17 protein-coding genes are annotated in these 17,666 nt (G+C 72.7%); 13 read left to right on the top strand and 4 right to left on the bottom strand.

Annotated elements, in window-relative coordinates:
• Positions 1–324 precede the first annotated feature (324 nt).
• The gene (gene mutM / locus VQH23_RS09625) at positions 325–1,233 is read right to left on the bottom strand and encodes a bifunctional DNA-formamidopyrimidine glycosylase/DNA-(apurinic or apyrimidinic site) lyase (protein ID WP_338665420.1); all 909 of its coding nucleotides are present in this window, start codon (positions 1,231–1,233) and stop codon (positions 325–327) included.
• Between the two features lie 85 nt (positions 1,234–1,318).
• Between mutM and VQH23_RS09630 the strand changes: the two genes are divergently transcribed.
• From VQH23_RS09630 to VQH23_RS09675, 10 genes are all read left to right on the top strand, one after another.
• Entirely contained in the window at positions 1,319–2,056 is a 738-nt protein-coding gene (locus VQH23_RS09630) for a class I SAM-dependent methyltransferase (RefSeq protein WP_338665421.1), read from the top strand.
• Positions 2,057–2,065: 9 nt separating this feature from the next.
• Entirely contained in the window at positions 2,066–2,728 is a 663-nt protein-coding gene (locus tag VQH23_RS09635; RefSeq protein WP_338665422.1) for a hypothetical protein, read from the top strand.
• Entirely contained in the window at positions 2,725–4,191 is a 1,467-nt protein-coding gene (locus VQH23_RS09640; protein WP_338665424.1) for a bifunctional phosphopantothenoylcysteine decarboxylase/phosphopantothenate synthase, read from the top strand. Before VQH23_RS09635 ends, VQH23_RS09640 begins: the two co-directional genes overlap by 4 nt.
• The gene (gene dut, locus VQH23_RS09645) at positions 4,188–4,652 is read left to right on the top strand and encodes a dUTP diphosphatase (protein ID WP_338665425.1); all 465 of its coding nucleotides are present in this window, start codon (positions 4,188–4,190) and stop codon (positions 4,650–4,652) included. The genes VQH23_RS09640 and dut overlap by 4 nt, the downstream gene beginning before the upstream one ends.
• Positions 4,653–4,694: 42 nt before the next feature.
• A complete protein-coding gene (locus tag VQH23_RS09650; RefSeq protein ID WP_338665426.1) occupies positions 4,695–5,474 on the top strand; it encodes a molybdopterin-synthase adenylyltransferase MoeB in 780 nt (259 codons plus the stop codon).
• Positions 5,471–5,842 (top strand): DsrE family protein, encoded by a 372-nt coding sequence (locus tag VQH23_RS09655; protein WP_338665427.1) that lies wholly within the window; start codon positions 5,471–5,473, stop codon positions 5,840–5,842. The genes VQH23_RS09650 and VQH23_RS09655 overlap by 4 nt, the downstream gene beginning before the upstream one ends.
• Before the next feature lie 66 nt (positions 5,843–5,908).
• Entirely contained in the window at positions 5,909–6,946 is a 1,038-nt protein-coding gene (locus tag VQH23_RS09660; protein ID WP_338665428.1) for an SH3 domain-containing protein, read from the top strand.
• A gap of 400 nt (positions 6,947–7,346) precedes the next feature.
• Positions 7,347–9,215, top strand: coding sequence for a hypothetical protein (locus tag VQH23_RS09665; protein WP_338665429.1), 1,869 nt, complete (start codon positions 7,347–7,349; stop codon positions 9,213–9,215).
• A complete protein-coding gene (locus tag VQH23_RS09670) occupies positions 9,212–10,060 on the top strand; it encodes a DUF2272 domain-containing protein (protein WP_338665430.1) in 849 nt (282 codons plus the stop codon). Before VQH23_RS09665 ends, VQH23_RS09670 begins: the two co-directional genes overlap by 4 nt.
• A 194-nt stretch (positions 10,061–10,254) precedes the next feature.
• Entirely contained in the window at positions 10,255–10,755 is a 501-nt protein-coding gene (locus VQH23_RS09675; protein WP_338665431.1) for an H-NS histone family protein, read from the top strand.
• On the opposite strand, the gene VQH23_RS09680 is transcribed toward VQH23_RS09675, so the two are convergent.
• Complete coding sequence (locus VQH23_RS09680; protein WP_338665432.1) at positions 10,752–11,627, bottom strand: aldose 1-epimerase family protein; 876 nt, start codon at positions 11,625–11,627, stop codon at positions 10,752–10,754. The genes VQH23_RS09675 and VQH23_RS09680 overlap by 4 nt on opposite strands.
• A gap of 397 nt (positions 11,628–12,024) precedes the next feature.
• On the opposite strand from VQH23_RS09680, the gene VQH23_RS09685 reads away from it, so the two are divergent.
• A complete protein-coding gene (locus VQH23_RS09685) occupies positions 12,025–12,615 on the top strand; it encodes a YbhB/YbcL family Raf kinase inhibitor-like protein (protein WP_338665433.1) in 591 nt (196 codons plus the stop codon).
• Between the two features lie 34 nt (positions 12,616–12,649).
• Here the strand turns inward: VQH23_RS09685 and VQH23_RS09690 are convergent, their stop codons facing one another.
• Both VQH23_RS09690 and VQH23_RS09695 read right to left on the bottom strand, forming a co-directional pair.
• On the bottom strand, positions 12,650–12,787 hold the full coding sequence (locus VQH23_RS09690) for a hypothetical protein (RefSeq protein ID WP_338665434.1): 138 nt from the start codon (positions 12,785–12,787) through the stop codon (positions 12,650–12,652).
• Positions 12,788–13,057: 270 nt separating this feature from the next.
• Positions 13,058–13,264 (bottom strand): cold-shock protein, encoded by a 207-nt coding sequence (locus VQH23_RS09695; protein ID WP_338665435.1) that lies wholly within the window; start codon positions 13,262–13,264, stop codon positions 13,058–13,060.
• Between the two features lie 580 nt (positions 13,265–13,844).
• Here VQH23_RS09695 and pnp point away from each other — a divergent pair.
• The gene (pnp, locus tag VQH23_RS09700) at positions 13,845–16,079 is read left to right on the top strand and encodes a polyribonucleotide nucleotidyltransferase (RefSeq protein ID WP_338665436.1); all 2,235 of its coding nucleotides are present in this window, start codon (positions 13,845–13,847) and stop codon (positions 16,077–16,079) included.
• A 137-nt stretch (positions 16,080–16,216) separates the two neighbouring features.
• Positions 16,217–17,617 (top strand): nitronate monooxygenase, encoded by a 1,401-nt coding sequence (locus VQH23_RS09705; protein WP_338665437.1) that lies wholly within the window; start codon positions 16,217–16,219, stop codon positions 17,615–17,617.
• Positions 17,618–17,666 lie beyond the last annotated feature (49 nt).

Genomic DNA, 17,666 nt, shown 5'->3' on the forward strand with positions numbered 1-17,666 from the left:
AATTGCGCGCCGTTCATGTCGGGATCGTAGGGGGGCAAACTATCTTCGTGCAAGCGGGATCGTGCCGGGTTGCCCCAAGGGGCTCCGCCCCTTGGACCCCCGCCAAGGGCCTGAGGCCCCTGGACCCCCTTCTAGCTGCCGCAGCGCCGTCCTGAGACGGGGTCTCTGCGTGAGGGGCTTCTTCCTGCCTCCGCAGTCGCCTCGGGTCGTCGACCCGAGGCGCACCGTCAGCGGAGTAAATCCAAAGCCTAGAAAAAGATGATGGTGAGGGGTCCGGGGAGAGGAAGAATTCCTTCTTCCTCTCCCTGGCCACGGACCGAAGCGTTATCGCTGCGTGCGCGGGCAGAAGAAGGTGCTGCGCCCGGCCTGGACGATGCGCTGCACGCCTTCGCAGGCGGGCGGGCCGGGGCAGCGGGGGCAGGGCTGGCCCAGGCGGTCGTACACCTCGAAGCGGTCCTGGAAGCGTCCCAGCTCGCCGTCGCTGCGGACGTAGTCGCGCAGAGAGGAGCCGCCAGCCTCGATGGCGTCGGTCAGCACGGCCTTGATCGCGGGCACCAGCCGTTCGGCGCGGGCGCCAGGGACGGTGCCGGCGAGGCGGCGGGGGGAGATGCCGGCGCGGAACAGGGCTTCCGCCACGTAGATGTTGCCCAGCCCCGCAACCACGCCCTGGTCCAGCAGCGCGGCCTTGACCGGGGTGGCCTTGCCCTTCAGCGCGGCGGAGAGGGCGGCGGGGGTGAAGGCATCCTCCAACGGCTCCGGGCCCATGCCGGCGAGGAGCTTGTGAGAATCCTCCGCTTCGGTCGGCATCAGGTCCACGCAGCCGAAGCGGCGGGGGTCCTGGAACCCCACGCGCCAGCCATCCCCGGTCTCCAGCAGCAGGTGCTCGTGGGCCAGCCCGTCCCCCCCATTCTTGTTCAGGGCCCCGCGCGCGTCGGAGAAGGCGCCCTGGGGGGCGATGCGGGGCACGGGATCGGCGCCGGGCGGGCGGGCGACCATGCGGCCGGACATGCCGAGGTGGATCAGCACGGATTCCCCCTCGGACAGGCGCATCAGCATGTACTTGCCGCGGCGGCGGAACCCCTCCACCCGCCGGCCGGAGAGGCGCTCGGCCAGCCCCTCCGGGAAGGGCCAGCGCAGGCCGGCGCGGCGGGTCTCGGCGCGGGCGATGGTGCGGCCGGTGAGCACGGTGGAGAGGCCGCGCATCACGGTCTCCACCTCGGGCAGTTCGGGCATGGCCGGGATATGGGGGCGGCGGGGCCGTTTCGTCCACGGCGGGCGCACCCGTGACGCCCGGGGTGGCGGCGCCTATCTTCCCGGGATGAACGAGACCATCGATTTCGGCTTCACCCCCGTCCCCCGGGACCGCAAGGCCGGGCTGGTGCGCGAGGTCTTCGACAGCGTGGCGCCGAAATACGACGTGATGAACGACCTCATGTCGCTCGGCATCCACCGGGTGTGGAAGCGCATCTTCGTCAACGCCATCGGGGCGGGGCCGCGGGACACCTTGCTGGACCTGGCGGCCGGCACCGGGGATGTCGGCTTCCTGGCGAGGGAGCGCGGGGCGGGGCGGGTGATCCTGGCCGACATCAACCACGCCATGCTGAACGTGGGGCAGGGGCGGGCGCTGGGGCGCGGGCTGGCCTCGGGCCTCGACTTCGTGTGCTGCGACGCGGAGCGCCTGCCTCTGCCGGACCGGTCCGTGGAGCGGATCTCCATGGCCTTCGGGCTGCGCAACTGCACGGACAAGGCGGCGGTGCTGCGGGAGATGCGGCGCGTGCTGCGCCCGGGCGGGCGGGCGCTGGTGCTGGAATTCTCCCGCCTGCAGGTGGCGGCGCTGGACCCGCTCTACGATGCCTGGAGCTTCCGGGCGCTGCCGGCGATTGGGGCGCGGGTGGCGAACGATTCGGAATCCTACCGCTACCTGGCCGAGAGCATCCGCATGATGCCGGACCAGGAGGAGCTGGCGGGCATGTTCCGCGGGGCGGGGATGGAGAACGTGTCCTACCGCAACCTCTCCGGCGGGATCGTGGCGATCCACTCCGGCTGGCGCCTCTAGGAGGGGATCATGGCGGCCGCGAATGAGCGCTGGTGGGCGAACAGCTTTCTCCGTATGGAGGCGGAAGGCTACCAGTACGACCGCGGCCGGGGCGACTGGGCGAAGATCGAGGACCCCAACCCGGACCCGCTGAAGCGCAACCCGCGCGGGCTCTTCGCGCGCAACGGTGGGCTGATGGTCAAGCGCCGGTTGGTGCTGGCGCAGGACAACGTCATGTACCGCTTCGCAGCCCTCGCCTACGCCCGCCGCGGCGTCTGGACCAAGGCCGAGCGCCTCGCGCCCCTGCTCAACTCGCCCTGGTGGATGGAGGAGGACCGGATGTTCCTCCTCCTCTCCCGCGCCCGGCAGGCGGGCGTCGGCCTCGTCGAGATGGCGCGCCGCCAGCTCGCCCTGCCGCAGGAGTGGACGGATGCCGACGTGATCGTGCGCGTGCGCATCCGCCCCGGCATCCTCCTGGCCGCGCATGCCGGGCCCGGCCTGACGGCGGAGGGCGGGGGAGAGCGCCGGGTCATCGCGCCCGAGGCCCCGCACCTGCTGATCGACCAGCTCTACGTCCCCGGCCTCGGCCGACACCCCGCGCTGGGCAGCGCGGGGGCGGGGAATGCCGCCGCGTGGTTCGACGCCGGCACGGCCGTTGCCTTCGACCCAAACATCCGGGGCCTGAATCCATGAACGGCAAGCGCGTCCTCCTCGTCGTCTCCGGCTCCGTTGCTGCCTACAAGGCGCTGGAGCTGGCCCGGCTGCTGGGCAAGGCGGGGGCCACCGTCACGGGGCTGCTGACGGCGGGCGGGGCGCGCTTCGTCACCCCGCACGCGCTGCAGGCGATCACCGGGCGGAAGCTGGCCGAGGACCTGTGGTCGCTCCGCGAGGAGGCGGACCGCGGGCACATCCGGCTGGCGCGGGAGACGGACCTGGTGGTGGTCGCGCCCGCCTCCGCCGACCGGCTGGCGCGCATGGCCGCGGGGATGGCGGACGACCTGGCGGGCGCCGTGCTGCTGGCCTGGAACGGGCCGGTGCTGGTCGCGCCCGCGATGAATCCGACCATGTGGGCGCACCCCGCCACGGGGGCGAACGTGGCGACGCTGATGGCGCGCGGCGTCCAGTTCGTCGGGCCGGAGGACGGGTTGATGGCGGAGGCGGAGAGCGGCACGGGCCGCCTCTCCGAGCCGCTGGCCATCCTGGCGGCGATCGACTCCATCCTCTCCGATCCCGAGCACGGCGCCCCGGATTCGGCGCTGGAGGATGCGCTAGACGCCGCCATCGCCGCCCAGGCCGAGGCCCCTGCTGACGAGGCCGAGGGCCGCCCCTTCGCCGCGCACCGCGCCCCCGCAGCGGCCGAGGGCGGCTCCAGCTTCAGCAACGGCAAGCCCCACGCTGCCGACCACCATGCGGACCCGGACGAGGCCGCGCCCTCCAGCTTCTCCGCCTCCCAGGCCCCCGCGGCCGATGTGGCCTCGCACAGCCTGCGCGGCACGGAGCCGGGGGCGCTGCCGCTCTCCGGCCGGCACGTCCTCGTCACCTCCGGACCCACGCACGAGCCGCTGGACCCCGTGCGCTACATCGCCAACCGCTCCTCCGGGAAGCAGGGCCACGCCATCGCGGCGGCGCTGGCGGCGCTGGGCGCGCGGGTCACGCTCGTCTCCGGCCCCGTGACCCTGGCCGACCCCGCGGGCGTCACGGTGCGCCATGTGGAGACGGCGCGGGAGATGCTGGCGGCCTGCGAGGCGGCGCTGCCCGCCGATGCCGCGGTCTTCGCCGCCGCCGTGGCGGATTGGCGCCCGGCGGAAGTGGCCGGGCAGAAGATGAAGAAGCCCGCCGACGACGCCGCCCCGCCCCTGGCCCTGGTGCCGAACCCCGACATCCTCGCCACCCTGTCCCGCCACCCCCGGCGCCCGGGGCTGGTGGTGGGGTTCGCCGCGGAGACGGAGCGGGTGGTGGAGCACGCGCGGGCGAAGCTGGCGCGCAAGGGCTGCGACTGGATCGTGGCGAACGACGTCTCCGGCGACGTGATGGGCGGCGCGGAAAACCTCGTCCACCTCGTCACCGCCGCCGCCGTGGAGGACTGGCCGCGCCTGCCGAAGGCCGAGGTGGCCGCGCGGCTGGCGGACCGCATCGCGGAGGCGCTGCGGGCATGACCGCGACCATTCGCGTGGTGCGCCTGCCCCACGCCGCCGACCTGCCGCTGCCCGCCTACGCCACCGATGGCGCGGCGGCGATGGACCTGCTGGCGGCGGTGGAGGCCCCGCTGACGATCCCTCCGGGCGAGCGCGCGCTGGTGCCGACCGGCCTGACCGTGGCCCTGCCGCCCGGCCACGAGTGGCAGATCCGCCCCCGCTCCGGCCTGGCCCTGAAGAACGGGATCGTCCTGGCGAACTCTCCCGGCACGATCGACGAGGACTATCGCGGCGAGGTGGGGGTGATTGTCCTGAACGCCGGGCAGGAGAGCTTCACGGTGGAGCGCGGCATGCGCATCGCCCAGGCCGTGCTGGCGCCGGTGACGCGGGCGGTGTTCGAGGAGGCGGAGAGCCTGGAGGGGACGGCGCGCGGGGCCGGCGGTTTCGGCAGCACGGGTTTCAGCAGCACTGGCACGCACTAGCCGCGCCTTGCCCCGCGACCCCGGACCGCCGACATCCCCCCCATGGACGCGCTCCCCGATCTCGACTTCACCGAGGACGAACTCCACCGCTACTCCCGCCACATCCTCCTCGGGGAGGTCGGGGCGGTCGGCCAGGCGAGGCTGCGCGAGGCCCGCGTGCTGGTGGTCGGCGCCGGCGGCCTGGGATCTCCCCTCGCGCTCTATCTCGCGGCGGCGGGCGTCGGCACGATCGGCCTGATCGACCACGACACGCTCGAGCTCTCGAACCTACAGCGTCAGGTGGCGCACACCACGGGCCGGGTGGGCCGCCCGAAGGTGGAGAGCATGGCCATCACCCTCGCCGCCCTGAACCCGTTGACGAAGGTCGAGACCCACCTGCGCCGCCTGGACGAGGCCGCGGCCCGCGACCTGATCCCCCGCTACGACCTGGTCTGCGACGGCACGGACAACTTCCCCACCCGCTTCCTGCTGGGCGACCTCTGCCACCAGCTCGGCCGCACCCTCGTCTCGGCCGCGGTGCTCCGCTTCGAGGGCCAGCTCTCCACCTTCAAGTCGCATCTCGGCGCGCCGCACCCCTGCCATCGCTGCCTGCACCCGGAGATGCCGCCCGACGGCCTCGTCCCCTCCTGCGGAGAGGCGGGGGTGCTGGGCGCCGTCACCGGGGTGATGGGCACGCTGCAGGCCACGGAGGTGCTGAAGGAGATCCTCGGCATCGGCGAATCCATGTCCGGTCGCCTGCTGCTGTGGGACGCGCTGGACACCCGCTTCCGCACCATCCGCCTGAAGCGCGACCCGGCTTGTCCGGTCTGCGCCGGGGGATGACCCCGCTCGGCATCCTCCTGCGCGGGGCGGGGCACGAGCCCGCGCACTACGCCCTCGTGCTGGCCACCGCCGCGGCGGCGGTGGGGCGGCCCGTCACCCTTTTCGCCACCAATGCCGGCCTAGCCCTGTTCCGCCGGGACGCCCCGTTGCTGGCCGACCCGCGCGAGGCGTTGCTGGAGGCCCGCGCGGTCGCGGGGATCGCCACCCTGGCGGAGGCGGCCGAGGAGCTCGGCATCCGCCGCATCGCCTGCGAGGCCGGGATGCGGGCGGAGGGCATCGCCGCGCCCGAGCTGGCGAAAGGGGTGGAGGTGGCGGGGGTGGTCACTTTTCTCGGGGCCGTGGGCACGGGACAGCTGCTTTCCCTGTGATGCCGGCCGGGAATGCGGGCGGGGCGTCTTGACCCCGCCGGGCGGTTCCGCGCTGATCGCGGTGCGATGAAACGCCCGCTCCTCCTCCTGCCGCTGCTGCTCGCCCCCTCTGTGCTGGTCCCCCCTGTGGTGGCCCCCCCTGTGGTGGCCCCCCCTGTGCTGGCCTCCGCCGTCCTGGCCTTTGCTGCCACGGCGCCGGCCGCCATGGCACAGAGCCTGCCGCCGCCCGTGCCGCGCAGCGCTGCGCCGCCCACGGCCCCCGCCACCCCCCAGGCGGCACCCGCATCCCCACCCGCAAGCGGGGGCGCCCCACCCGCGACCGGAGGCGCCCCGGCGCGGCCTCGTCCGTCCCAGGCCGCACCGCCTGCCAGCCCTGCGCGGCCCGCCGCGCCGTCCCGGCCGTCGGGCACGCCCTTCGCCCCGGCAACCCAGCCCCCCGGCACTGCCTCGTCCGGCAGCGCCCCTCCGGCCGGGGCGGCCCAGGGCACGCCGCGCCGTCCGCCCGCCTCGGCCACCCCCGCCCCGCGCACCGTCGCCCCATCGCGAACCCAGCCGAACCGGCGTCGCGCCGGGACTGCGGCCGCGGGCGCCGCGGCCGGTGCGGCCGGGGCGGCTGCCTCCGCCGCGCCGTCCCCCCCGGCCCCGGAGCCCGCGCCCGAGCCGCAGCCCACGGAGGGCTCCGTCACCAGGCTGCCCCTGCCGCGCTTCGCCGCCCTGCGCGCCGAGGAGGTGAACATGCGGGCCGGCCCCGGCACCCGCTACCCGATCGAGTGGACCTACCAGCGCCGTGACCTGCCCGTGCAGATCGTGCGGGAGTTCGAGCTGTGGCGGCGCATCCGCGACCTGGAGGGCACGGAAGGCTGGGTCCACCAGTCCAACCTCACGGGCCGCCGCACCTTCGTCGTGACCGGGGAGGAGCGCGTGCTGCGCCGGCGGCCGGAGGAGGGCGCCCATGTCGTGGCCCGGATCAAGCCAGGCGTCCTCGGCCGTATCCGCCTCTGCGAGGCCGGGCAGGTCTGGTGCGAAGTCCAGGTGGCGGATTATCGCGGCTGGATGCGGCGGAACGAGTTCTTCGGCGCCATGCCGGAGGAGGAGATCAAGTAGCGGCGGGCTCCCCCGCGGGCGGCCCCAGGGGGAGAGAAAGAATTCTCTCCCCCTGGACCCCCTCTCATCTTCTTCTAGGGGGCTGCCGCGGAAGGCTGCGTTGGAGGTGCGCCTGAGGTCGATGACCTCAGGCGACGGACGCGGCGGCCCGGGCCGACACGGTGTTGAAAAGCCTTCGGCACCGCCCTTTGATCACTGCGTCCGCGGCAGCCCGATCGCGGGGTCCGGGGTGGCCGTTGCCACCCCGGCGGAGGGGTCCGGGGAGGCAGCGCCTCCACGGGGCCATGGGCGCGCCCGATCAGAATGAGCCCCCTTCAGCATCCTGCGTGGATTTTCGTCGCGCCCGTTCTGTCCTACCATCGCCCCCGCATTCCCGGACGATGGAAGAGGACGCGGCCGCATGCCTGACCTGCTGCACGCCCAGGAGCGCGACCGCCTTCTTGCCTCGCTGCGGCGGCTGCTGCGCCAGGTGAGCGTGGATGGCGAGCCGATGGCGGGGCTGGCGCAGACCGAGGAGCCGGGCGCGCCGCTGCTGACGCGGGACAACGCGCTGGCGGCGGAGCTGATGGCGGTTCCCGCCCTGCGCGCCGTCGATCCCGGCCTGGCCGATGCCGCGCTGGGCTTCACCGCCGTGATGGCCGAGGAGCCGGGGCCCTTGCCGCGGGGCGCCCTGCCGCCCCGGGCGCCCTACGCGGAGATCCTGCGCGCGGACCCGCGCGACCTGCGGGTGCTGACGCCGTGGCACGAGTTCACGGGGGACCTGACCCACGGCGTGCTGCGCCAGCGCCTGCGCGGCGATCCGCGGGAGCGGGACGTGCTGCACACCGGCAACATGGTGCGGCTGCGGCTGCACGGTGGCGTGCCCGGGCTGCTCGGCCGCCTCTCGCTCCGCCCCCGCACGCTGGACGTGGAGGACGCCGTCACCGGCCAGGGCATCCAGGCCGAGGGTTCCGGGGTGTTGATGTGGCACGAGAGCGCGCTGCACCTCTCCCCCGCGCCCGGGCTGCGCCTGCTGGCCGGCACGGTGCGCTACGAGTACCGCGCCTCCGCCGTGGATCCGGTGCTGCGGCTGACCGTGATCCTGAAGGCAGGCCCGAAGGCCGGGCTCTCCGCCGTCCGCCTGACCACGGCGCTGGACGCGCTGTCGGAGGGTGCGGTGCCCTTTCCCCGGATCTCCTTCGGGCGCGGCGGCGCCCAGACCCGGCGGCCGGACGGCCCGTTCGGGGAGGAGAAGATCGCCGAGGGGGCGCTGGATTCCATCCACCTCTGGCAGGCCGGGCCGGAGGAGGCCGCCTCGGTGCTGCACATCCGCCCGCGCGCGGCGGAATCGGTGTTCAGCCTGCGCGTCAGCGCGCGCGGCGGCGTGCCCCACTGGCTCGTGCTGCGGCACACCCTGCCGGACGTGCCGCGCGGCGGCACGGCGACGCTGCGCGAGGACCGGCTGCTGGCCCGCGGCGTGGTGCGCGGCACGCCGGAGGCGGGGCTGCGGCTGATGCGCGCGCCGGACAGCCTGGCCGGGCGCGACCCCGGCCAGACCGCGGCCGGCCCCGCGCTGGTGGCCATGGCCTCCGTGCTGCTGAACGCCCCGGCCTTTCATCCGCCCCTGCCCCGGGACCGCCTGTCGCGCCTGCGCGACACGCTGGACCGGCATCTGGCCGCCCTGCCCGAGGAGGCGGAGGACGGCGCCGCCTTGCCGCCGGACGAGCTCGCGCCGCTGGTGCTGGCGCTGGACGCCCTGCTGCGCGCCGGCGGCCTGCCGCGGGAGAGGCGGCGTCTGCGAAGCCTCCTCGGCGGGCTCACCGCCGCCGCCTCCCCGGAGGGCGCTATCGGCAACGGGCTGATGACGCATGGCGCGGCGATCCTGGCCCTGGCCCGCGCCGCCACCCTGATCCGCGAGCCCTGGGTGGAGGAGGCGCTGCGGAAGGCCATCCTCGCCCTGTCCCCGGACGGGCCGGGACTGGCGGGGGTGGATACCTCCGGCCCGGCCTCCACCCCGGCGCTGTCGATGCTGCTGCGGGGCCTGAGGACGACGGAGCTGCTGGCGGGCGCCGGCGCCATCTCACCCGGGCCGGCCGCGACGGAGCGGCTGGTGGCCGTGCGCGACACCCTGCTCGGCACGCTTTCCGCCCGGCTGCGCGCGCGGGAGGACCGGCTCGAGGTCCTGCCCGGCGGCGCCGGGGAGCCGGACGCGGCGAGCATCGCCGCCCTTCTCCTCGCCGTGCTCTCCCCGGACGAGGTGGCGCTCGCCACGGGCGGGGTGGCGGCTTGAGGCGTCTCCTCGGGGGCCTGCTGGCCCTGCTGGCGGTTTCCGGCTGCGCCGTGGCGCCGCCCCCGCCCGCGCGGGAGGCGCCGATCGCCTACCCGCCCTCCATCCGCGAGCGCCTGCTGCGGATTGCGGCCGCCGAGTGGGAGGAATGGGGCCGGATCACCGTCGGCCCCGGCCTGCCCCGCCCCCCGGCGGGAACCGAGGGCGCGACGGACGCCTTCCCCCGCGTGCTCGCCTACTGGCGCGCCGTGCCGGACGCGGAGGCCGCCGCCGCCATCGCCCGCAACCGCGCCCGCTGGACCGCGCAATTGGCTGGCCGCCCGGCGGAAGGCGTGTGGTCGGAGCCCGCCTGGTCCGCCGCCTTCGTCTCCTGGCTCATGCGCGCCGCGGGGGTCGACGAGCGTGAGTTCCACGCCTCCGCCTCCCACGCCTTCTACCTGGACGCCATCCTGCGGGACGCGGCGGAGTTCCCGGCCCAGGCCCCCTTCCTGCCCCACGACGCGGCGGAGCGCGCGCCGGAGCCGGGCGACCTGATCTGCGCCGACCGCTCCCGCCGCCCGCTCCCGGGCTGGCGGGCCCGCCTGCCGGAAGCGGGACAGTTCCGGCCCATGCACTGCGACCTGGTGATCCGCACCGGGCCGGGCGCGGCGGAGGCCGTGGGCGGCAACATCGCGGACGCGGTGACGCTGACCCTCTACGAGACGGGCGCGGACGGCCTGCTGCGCCCGCGCAGGCCGGGGCAGCCGGTTGTCTTCGCGGTGATCGAGAACCGGCTGGGCCGCCTGCCGCCCTTTCGGACTGGGCCGGTGATCTCCTCCCTCGCCGTGAGCGAGCGCGGGCGGGACTGAAGCCCGGAACTCCCATCCGGCCGCCTTCGCGCTGCCGGATGGGCTGACCGCAGAAGCTTAAAATGTTATCGGCTTTGCCGTCCCGCCTCGAACGAGGTCGCGATAGTATGAACTCGTTCCTTCTCTCTGCGACGAACCGGAAATGAAGAAACGGCACGCAGGATAATGTGTCGTCACCGTAATTGGTTCGGGCAATGATGCGTCGCGTCATTGCCGGTACATTCCCCGTCAGGCGGGAAAAGCTCGACATTATCTTCGGAGATAACGATAACCCGGAAGACGGCCCGATTCGCGATCGGGCTTGTAGAACCGTTTTCCAGGAGATCGCCGTGGCCGACACCAAGCAAAAGACAGGAATCGACCTGGATGGAATGAGCGCCCAGGAACTGACTGCGCTGATCGAGGCCGCGGAGGCGAAGCGCGCCGAGAAGCAGGATGAGGCACGGACCGCGCTGATCGAGGAGTTCCGCGGCAAGGCCGCGCAGCTCGGCCTGCAGCTGGAATCCCTCATGCCCGGCAGCGCATCGCAGGGGGTGGCACCGTCCGGCCGCCGTACGCGGCGCGATGCCGGCGGTTCCGTCGCCCCGCGCTACCGCGGCCCGAACGGCGAGACCTGGAGCGGGCGCGGCCGCATGCCGAAATGGCTTTCCGCCATGGAAGCGTCCGGACGCAAGAAGGACGAGTTCCGGATCTAATACAGGCTTCTCTCGGGCCGGACCTCCCAGCGAAAGCGGCGGGAATGTCCCGGCGCCAGGATTGTCAGGCCCGGCCGTTCCAGGAATTCGCCGTCCCAGCCCAGCGGCGCCGCAGTGCCGCACCAGGGTTCCAGGCAGAGAAAACTGGCGCCCGGTTTCGACCAGAGGCCGAAATCGGAATAGCCCTCCCACCTCATTTCCAATGCCGCGCCCGGAGCGATGTAGCGGAGTTCACGTGGGCGGAAATCCTGCAGGACGATCGCATCTTTCTCAAAAAGAGAGGGCTCAAGCGGGAGGACCCCGTTTCGCAACGGGATGGTCTCCACGCCATCCAGCAGCCCCCCGGTAAGGCGACGCGCTGACAAGGCCTCCACGCCGGGAAAGGCGATGCTATGGCCCTCGGCCGAGGCCGTGCCGGGCAGGGGCCAGGCGAAGGCGGGATGACCCCCGAGGAGAAAGGGTAGAACTTCCCGTCCAGGATTGAGGACGGTGACCGTGCAGGAGAGGGCGCCCCCCGCCACGGCCCACTCCACCTCCAGCGCGAAGGCGAATGGGTAGGCCGCCCGCGTCGCCTCGTCGTCCCCCAGCCGCAGGGCGCAGCCCGTCCCATTCCGCCGGACCCAGGTGAAGCGGCGGTCCCGCGCGAAACCGTGCTGGGTGAGCCGGTGCGCCCGGCCGGCATGGCGCAGAACATCGCCCGGCAGGCGGCCGACGATCGGAAACAGGATCGGGGCGTGGCGCGGCCATTCCGGCCCGGCATGCCAGAGCCATTCCCCGCCACCGGCGTCGCGCAGCCCGCACAACTCCGCCCCGTGGGCACTGACGGTGACGGTCAGGCGGTCGTCGCCGAAGCGGTGCGTGTCGTCGGGCATGGGCCTGGATGAAGCGTTCCGGCGGGCTGGGCAAGCCATCGCGGCGTGCGGCCCCCCCCTCCGCAAGGGGGCGCCGCCCCCTTGCATCCCCCGCCAGGGGCCTGAGGCCCCTGGACCCCCGTTTGGCTGCTGCCGCGCCGTCCTGAGACGGTATTTCTGCGGGACAGGCCCCTTCCTGCCCTGGCAGTCGCCTCGGGTCATCGACCCGAGGCGCACCGTCAGCCGAGAGAAACCAAAGCCTAGAGAAAGATGATGGTGAGGGGTCCGGGGAGAGGAAGAATTCCTTCTTCCTCTCCCTGGCCACGGACCACCATCGCCGGATCGCACATCCCCGCCGTCCTCCCCGCAACCCGGCGGCGCGGCGCGCGTCCCTCCCGGGTAGTCAGGAGGCGTTCACATGCTGCAAGTCCTGCCCGCCGGGCTGGGCCGGGCCCTGTCGGGGATGCGGCCCGGCATCAACGCGCTGCTCTTCGCCTGGGTGAACGTGCCGGCGGTGATCGAGGTGAGCAGCCCGGCCTTCGCGGGGGGCGGCGCGATCCCGGCGCTGCACACGGCCGACGGGGCAGGGCTCTCGCCGCCGCTCGCCTGGGCGGGGGTGCCGGCCGCGGCGGGGGCGCTGCTGCTGGTGGTGGAGGATGCGGACAGCCCGACACCGCGGCCTCTGGTCCACGCCATCGTCACCGGGTTGCCGGCGGCGGATGGCGGGCTGGCGGCGGGGGACCTGCCGGGCCCGGGGCGGCCTGGCCTGCCGGGGCTGGGGGTGGGGCGGAACTCGTACTTCGGAAAGGCCTGGCTGCCGCCGGATCCGCCGCCGGGGCACGGGCCGCACCGCTACGCCTTCCAGATCTTCGCCCTGCACGGGCGGCCTGCTGCCGGACCGGGGGCGCCGCTGTCGGGCTCGCCGGGGCGGGGGGCGCTGAAGAAGATTCTCGGCCCGGGCGTCCTGGCGAAAGGGTGCCTTATCGGCACCTATGAGAGGCGGGGCTGAGGCCCCGATCCCTCCGGCGAGGGGCGCTTCGTCCCTAACCCAGCACCTCGCGGACGATCTGGCGGATCTCCGCCGCGCTAAGCGTGCCAGCCTCGGCCGGGCGGGGGGTGGTGTGCGGCAGGCTCGGGGCCGGCCGGTGGTTGATGCTGTGGTTGATGCTCTGGATATTCATGGTTTTCTCTCGTTGATCCCGGCGGCAACGTCCGGTCGCCGGGGCGGTTCCTGAGCCCTCCAGCTTTCGTCCGGGAATGGGACGAAGGCGGGACGGGCCCGTGACGGGATCATGATGTTGCGTGATCCCGGATTAGCGGCATGTCGGTAAACAGCCGGTTGAGGGCTAGGGACTGCAGCCGGATGCGGAACGGGCGCCGGCGGCCTTGCGGCCGTGGCGCCCGTCCGTGGTTCCTGCCGATGGTCAAGGGGGGCGGTGCCGCCCCGCCTCTCAGCCCATCTGAAGGTTGGAGGCAGACATCTTGCCCTTCGGGTCCTTCTGGACGTCGAAGGAGAGCTTGTCACCCTCGTTCAGGCCGCGCAGGCCGGCGCGCTGAACATCCGAGATGTGGACGAACACGTCCTTGGACCCATCATCCGGCTGGATGAAGCCGTAGCCCTTGGTCGCGTTGAACCACTTCACGGTTCCGGTAGCCATCGATCGCGTATCTTTCGTCTGGGGGCGCCGCTCGGGGAACCCCCTTGGGGGTGCCCCCAAGGGCCGGACATCCTCCGGCCCACGAGGGCGAATTACCGGAACTGGCGGCCCGGCGTCCTGGTGGATCGGCGGACGGTTTGGGCCAGCACTGGCAGAGTTTATCTGGGAAGCAGATGACGGGATTGCAACCCGCCCCCGGCCTCTGGCACGGCCGGGCTCGTGCCCCACGGCGGAGCGGGCGGGGGCGGGCGCCATGCCCGGGGTGCCATTTTTCCTGGCCTTTGCCGGCGGGAGCCGCCATATAGCCGCCCGCCGGGTGCGCCGCAGGGTTCACCCGCCCTCCGCGCATGCGGTGGGCTGACAGGAACGGCCGCGCCGCGGCGTTTCCGGCCACATGGAACCCCGTGCGCGGCGACCCCGCGGCGGACCCCATGCCGCCCGAGACGCCGGGCACCCCGCCATCCCGGGAGCGACCGGGGCGGGGGCGCAGAGACCCTTCATCCCATCCATGTCGCAACCATTGCCCGAAGGGGCGCCCCGCCCGGCAATCCGGCCGGATCGGGGCCGACAGGATGCACGCATGTTCGACAGCTACTACCGCAAGGACATTGACTGGGGCGGCAAGACCCTGACGCTGGAGACGGGCAAGATCGCCCGCCAGGCCGACGGCGCCGTTCTCGCCCGCCTGGGCGACACCATCGTCCTCTGCACCGCCGTCGGCGCCCGCTCCGTGAAGCCGGGCCAGGACTTCTTCCCGCTGACCGTGAACTACCAGGAGAAGGCCTTCGCCGCGGGCAAGATCCCCGGCGGCTTCTTCAAGCGCGAGGGCCGTCCCTCCGAGTTCGAGACCCTCACCTCCCGCCTGATCGACCGCCCGATCCGCCCGCTCTTCCCGGAGGGCTTCCGGAACGAGGTGCAGGTGGTGGCGACCGTGCTCTCCCACGACATGGAGAACAGCCCGGACATCGTGGCGATGGTCGGCTGCTCCGCCGCCCTGACGATCTCCGGCATCCCCTTCTTCGGCCCGATCGCCGCCGCCCGCGTCGGCTACGCCGCCGGCGAGTACATCCTGAACCCGACGCTGGAGCAGACGAAGACCAGCGAGCTGGAGCTGGTGGTCGCCGGCACGGCCGAGGGCGTGCTGATGGTGGAGTCCGAGGCGAAGGAGCTCACCGAGGAGGTGATGCTCGGCGCCGTGGAGTTTGGCCACAAGGCCTTCCAGCCCGTGATCGCCGGCATCATCGAGCTGGCCGAGCGCGCGGCGAAGGAGCCCTGGGCCCTCGTCGAGAAGACCGAGGCCGAGACGGCGCTGAAGGCGCGCATCTCCGAGCTGGGCCGCGCCGACATGGCCGAGGCCTACAAGGAGACGCAGAAGCAGGTCCGCTACGGCAAGGTCGGCGAGGTCAAGAAGAAGATCGTCGCCCAGCTCGAGGCCGAGGGCCTGGATACGGCCGCGGCGAAGGGCATGCTGAAGGAGCTCGAGGCGGACGTGGTCCGCAACGCGATCCTCGACACGGGCATGCGCATCGACGGGCGCGACACGAAGACCGTGCGCCCGATCGTGGCCGAGGTCGGCATCCTGCCGCGCAGCCACGGCTCCGCCCTGTTCACCCGCGGCGAGACGCAGGCGCTCTGCGTGGCGACGCTGGGCACCGGCCAGGACGAGCAGATCATCGACGCCCTCGCGGGCGAGTACCGCGAGGACTTCATGCTGCACTACAACTTCCCGCCCTACTCGGTCGGTGAGACGGGCCGCATGGGCTCCCCGGGCCGCCGCGAGGTCGGGCACGGCAAGCTGGCCTGGCGCGCCGTGCACCCGCTGCTGCCGGAGAAGGAGAAGTTCCCCTACACCATCCGCGTGGTGTCGGAGATCACGGAGTCCAACGGTTCCTCCTCCATGGCCACCGTCTGCGGCACCTCCCTCTCCCTGATGGATGCCGGCGTTCCCCTGAAGCGGCCGGTGGCGGGCATCGCCATGGGCCTGATCAAGGAGGATCGCGGCTTCGCCGTGCTCTCCGACATCCTGGGCGACGAGGATCACCTCGGCGACATGGACTTCAAGGTGGCCGGCACGGAGCAGGGCATCACCGCGCTCCAGATGGACATCAAGATCACGTCCATCACCTTCGACATCATGAAGACCGCGCTGGAGCAGGCGAAGGACGGCCGCGTCCACATCCTCGGCGAGATGGCGAAGGGCCTGTCCGGCTCCCGCAACGAGGTGGCGGCCACCGCGCCGCGCATCACGGTCATCAACGTGCCGAAGGACAAGATCCGCGAAGTGATCGGCACGGGCGGCAAGGTGATCCGTGAGATCGTCGAGCAGACCGGCACGAAGATCGACATCGAGGATGACGGCACGATCAAGATCGCGTCGAGCAGCACCGAGGCGACCCAGGCCGCGATCGACCGCATCCGCGGCATCACGGCCGAGGCCGAGGTGGGCGCGATCTACACGGGCACCGTCGTGAAGGTCGCCGATTTCGGCGCCTTCGTGAACTTCCTCGGCGCCAAGGACGGCCTCGTCCACATCTCCGAGCTCGGCCAGGAGCGGGTGAGCAAGACCTCCGACGTCGTCTCGGTCGGCGACAAGGTGAAGGTCAAGGTCATCGGCTTCGACGACCGCGGTAAGGTGAAGCTCTCCATGCGGGTCGTGGACCAGCAGACGGGCGCGGACATCTCCGAGCAGGTCGGCGCCAAGCGCCCGCGGCCCGAGGGCGAGGAGGGCGGCGAGCGCTCCGATCGTGGTGATCGCGGCCCCCGCCGCGACCGCGGCGACCGTGGGGGCGACCGTCCCCGCCGCTACAACGACTGATCCTCGCGGGGTCGATCGCGGCCCCGCGAAAACATCCTAAAAGCGGGCCGGGGGGCTGTTTGAACCCCCCGGCCCGGACCATATGCGGCGCTCACGGCGGCCCCCTTGGCTGCCCTGTTCCAGGGAAGAATCCGGCCTTGAAGGCGATCAACACCATCCGCATGGGCGGTGCCGACGTCCTGCCTCTCGTCGAGGGCGGGAAGGGTGTCTCCGCCTCCAACGGAGCCTCCGCCGGCAACTGGGCCGCGGAGGGCGGGGTGGGCACCTTCTCCGCCGTGAACGCGGACAGCTACGACGCCGAGGGGCGGATCATCCCCCAGGAGTACCACGGCAAGACGCGGCGGGAGCGCCACGAGGAGCTGGTGGCCTATGGCATCGCCGGCGGCATCGCCCAGGCGCGCGAGGCCTATGAGCGGTCTAACGGCAAGGGCCGGGTCCACGCCAATATCCTCTGGGAGATGGGCGGGGCGGAGCGCGTGGCGCGCGGGATGCTGGAGGGGGCCAAGGGCCTGATCCACGGCATCACCTGCGGCGCCGGCATGCCCTATCGCCTGGCCGACATCGCGCGCGAGTACCGCGTGCATATCTACCCCATCGTCTCCTCCGCCCGCGCCTTCAACGCGCTGTGGAAGCGCGCCTACTCCAAGGCCAGCGAGTGGCTGGGCGGCGTGGTCTACGAGGATCCCTGGCTGGCGGGCGGCCATAACGGCCTCTCCAACTCCGAGGACCCGCGCAATCCGGAGGCCCCCTACGCCCGCGTGCTGAAGCTGCGCCAGCAGATGCGCGAGCTCGGCCTCGGCGACGTGCCGATCATCATGGCCGGCGGCGTGTGGTGGCTGGAGGAGTGGCAGGACTGGATCGACAACCCGGAGCTGGGCCCGATCGCCTTCCAGTTCGGCACCCGCCCCCTGGTGACGCGCGAGAGCCCGATCCCCGACGCCTGGAAGCAGAAGCTCCTCACGCTGAAGCCCGGCGACGTCTCGCTCCAGAACTTTTCCCCCACCGGCTTCTACAGCAGCGCGGTGCGGAACCCCTTCCTGCGCGAGCTGGAGGAGCGCTCCGCCCGTCAGGTGGCCTATACCGGCGAGCCGATCGGCGAGCACTCCGCGGTGTACGGCGTGGGCCCGCGCAAGCGCCCCGTCTACCTCGTGCCGGGCGACCTGCAGCGCGTGCTCGGCTGGGAGTCGCAGGGCTTCACCGAGGCGCTCCGCACCCCCGACGACACGCTCGTCTTCGAGACGCCGGAGGCCAGCCGCCAGATCCTGGCGGACCAGGTGGCCTGCATGGGCTGCCTCTCCCAGTGCCGCTTCTCCAACTGGGCGCAGCACACGGACGACCACTCCAACGGCAAGAAGGCCGATCCGCGCAGCTTCTGCATTCAGAAGACCCTGCAGGACATCGGCCACGGCGCCGACCCCGACCAGAACCTGATGTTCGCGGGCCACAACGCCTACCGCTTCGCCCAGGACCCCTTCTACTCCAACGGGTTCATCCCGACGGTGAAGGAGCTGGTGGGGCGGATCATGACGGGGCGCTGAGCGCTCCGTCACCCTTCCCCGGCAGCCGCCCTTCTGAGGGCGGCTTGCC

The organism is Pararoseomonas sp. SCSIO 73927 (genome assembly GCF_037040815.1).
Classification (GTDB): Bacteria; Pseudomonadota; Alphaproteobacteria; order Acetobacterales; family Acetobacteraceae; genus Roseomonas.

Bases quoted from the DNA above. Each gene is read 5' to 3' on its own strand.
- mutM (WP_338665420.1), bottom strand. From the start codon at position 1,233: ATGCCCGAACTGCCCGAGGTGGAGACCGTGATGCGCGGCCTCTCCACC.
- VQH23_RS09630 (WP_338665421.1), top strand. From the start codon at position 1,319: ATGAACGAGACCATCGATTTCGGCTTCACCCCCGTCCCCCGGGACCGC.
- VQH23_RS09635 (WP_338665422.1), top strand. From the start codon at position 2,066: ATGGCGGCCGCGAATGAGCGCTGGTGGGCGAACAGCTTTCTCCGTATG.
- VQH23_RS09640 (WP_338665424.1), top strand. From the start codon at position 2,725: ATGAACGGCAAGCGCGTCCTCCTCGTCGTCTCCGGCTCCGTTGCTGCC.
- dut (WP_338665425.1), top strand. From the start codon at position 4,188: ATGACCGCGACCATTCGCGTGGTGCGCCTGCCCCACGCCGCCGACCTG.
- VQH23_RS09650 (WP_338665426.1), top strand. From the start codon at position 4,695: ATGGACGCGCTCCCCGATCTCGACTTCACCGAGGACGAACTCCACCGC.
- VQH23_RS09655 (WP_338665427.1), top strand. From the start codon at position 5,471: ATGACCCCGCTCGGCATCCTCCTGCGCGGGGCGGGGCACGAGCCCGCG.
- VQH23_RS09660 (WP_338665428.1), top strand. From the start codon at position 5,909: ATGAAACGCCCGCTCCTCCTCCTGCCGCTGCTGCTCGCCCCCTCTGTG.
- VQH23_RS09665 (WP_338665429.1), top strand. From the start codon at position 7,347: ATGCCTGACCTGCTGCACGCCCAGGAGCGCGACCGCCTTCTTGCCTCG.
- VQH23_RS09675 (WP_338665431.1), top strand. From the start codon at position 10,255: ATGATGCGTCGCGTCATTGCCGGTACATTCCCCGTCAGGCGGGAAAAG.
- VQH23_RS09680 (WP_338665432.1), bottom strand. From the start codon at position 11,627: ATGCCCGACGACACGCACCGCTTCGGCGACGACCGCCTGACCGTCACC.
- VQH23_RS09685 (WP_338665433.1), top strand. From the start codon at position 12,025: ATGCTGCAAGTCCTGCCCGCCGGGCTGGGCCGGGCCCTGTCGGGGATG.
- VQH23_RS09690 (WP_338665434.1), bottom strand. From the start codon at position 12,787: ATGAATATCCAGAGCATCAACCACAGCATCAACCACCGGCCGGCCCCG.
- VQH23_RS09695 (WP_338665435.1), bottom strand. From the start codon at position 13,264: ATGGCTACCGGAACCGTGAAGTGGTTCAACGCGACCAAGGGCTACGGC.
- pnp (WP_338665436.1), top strand. From the start codon at position 13,845: ATGTTCGACAGCTACTACCGCAAGGACATTGACTGGGGCGGCAAGACC.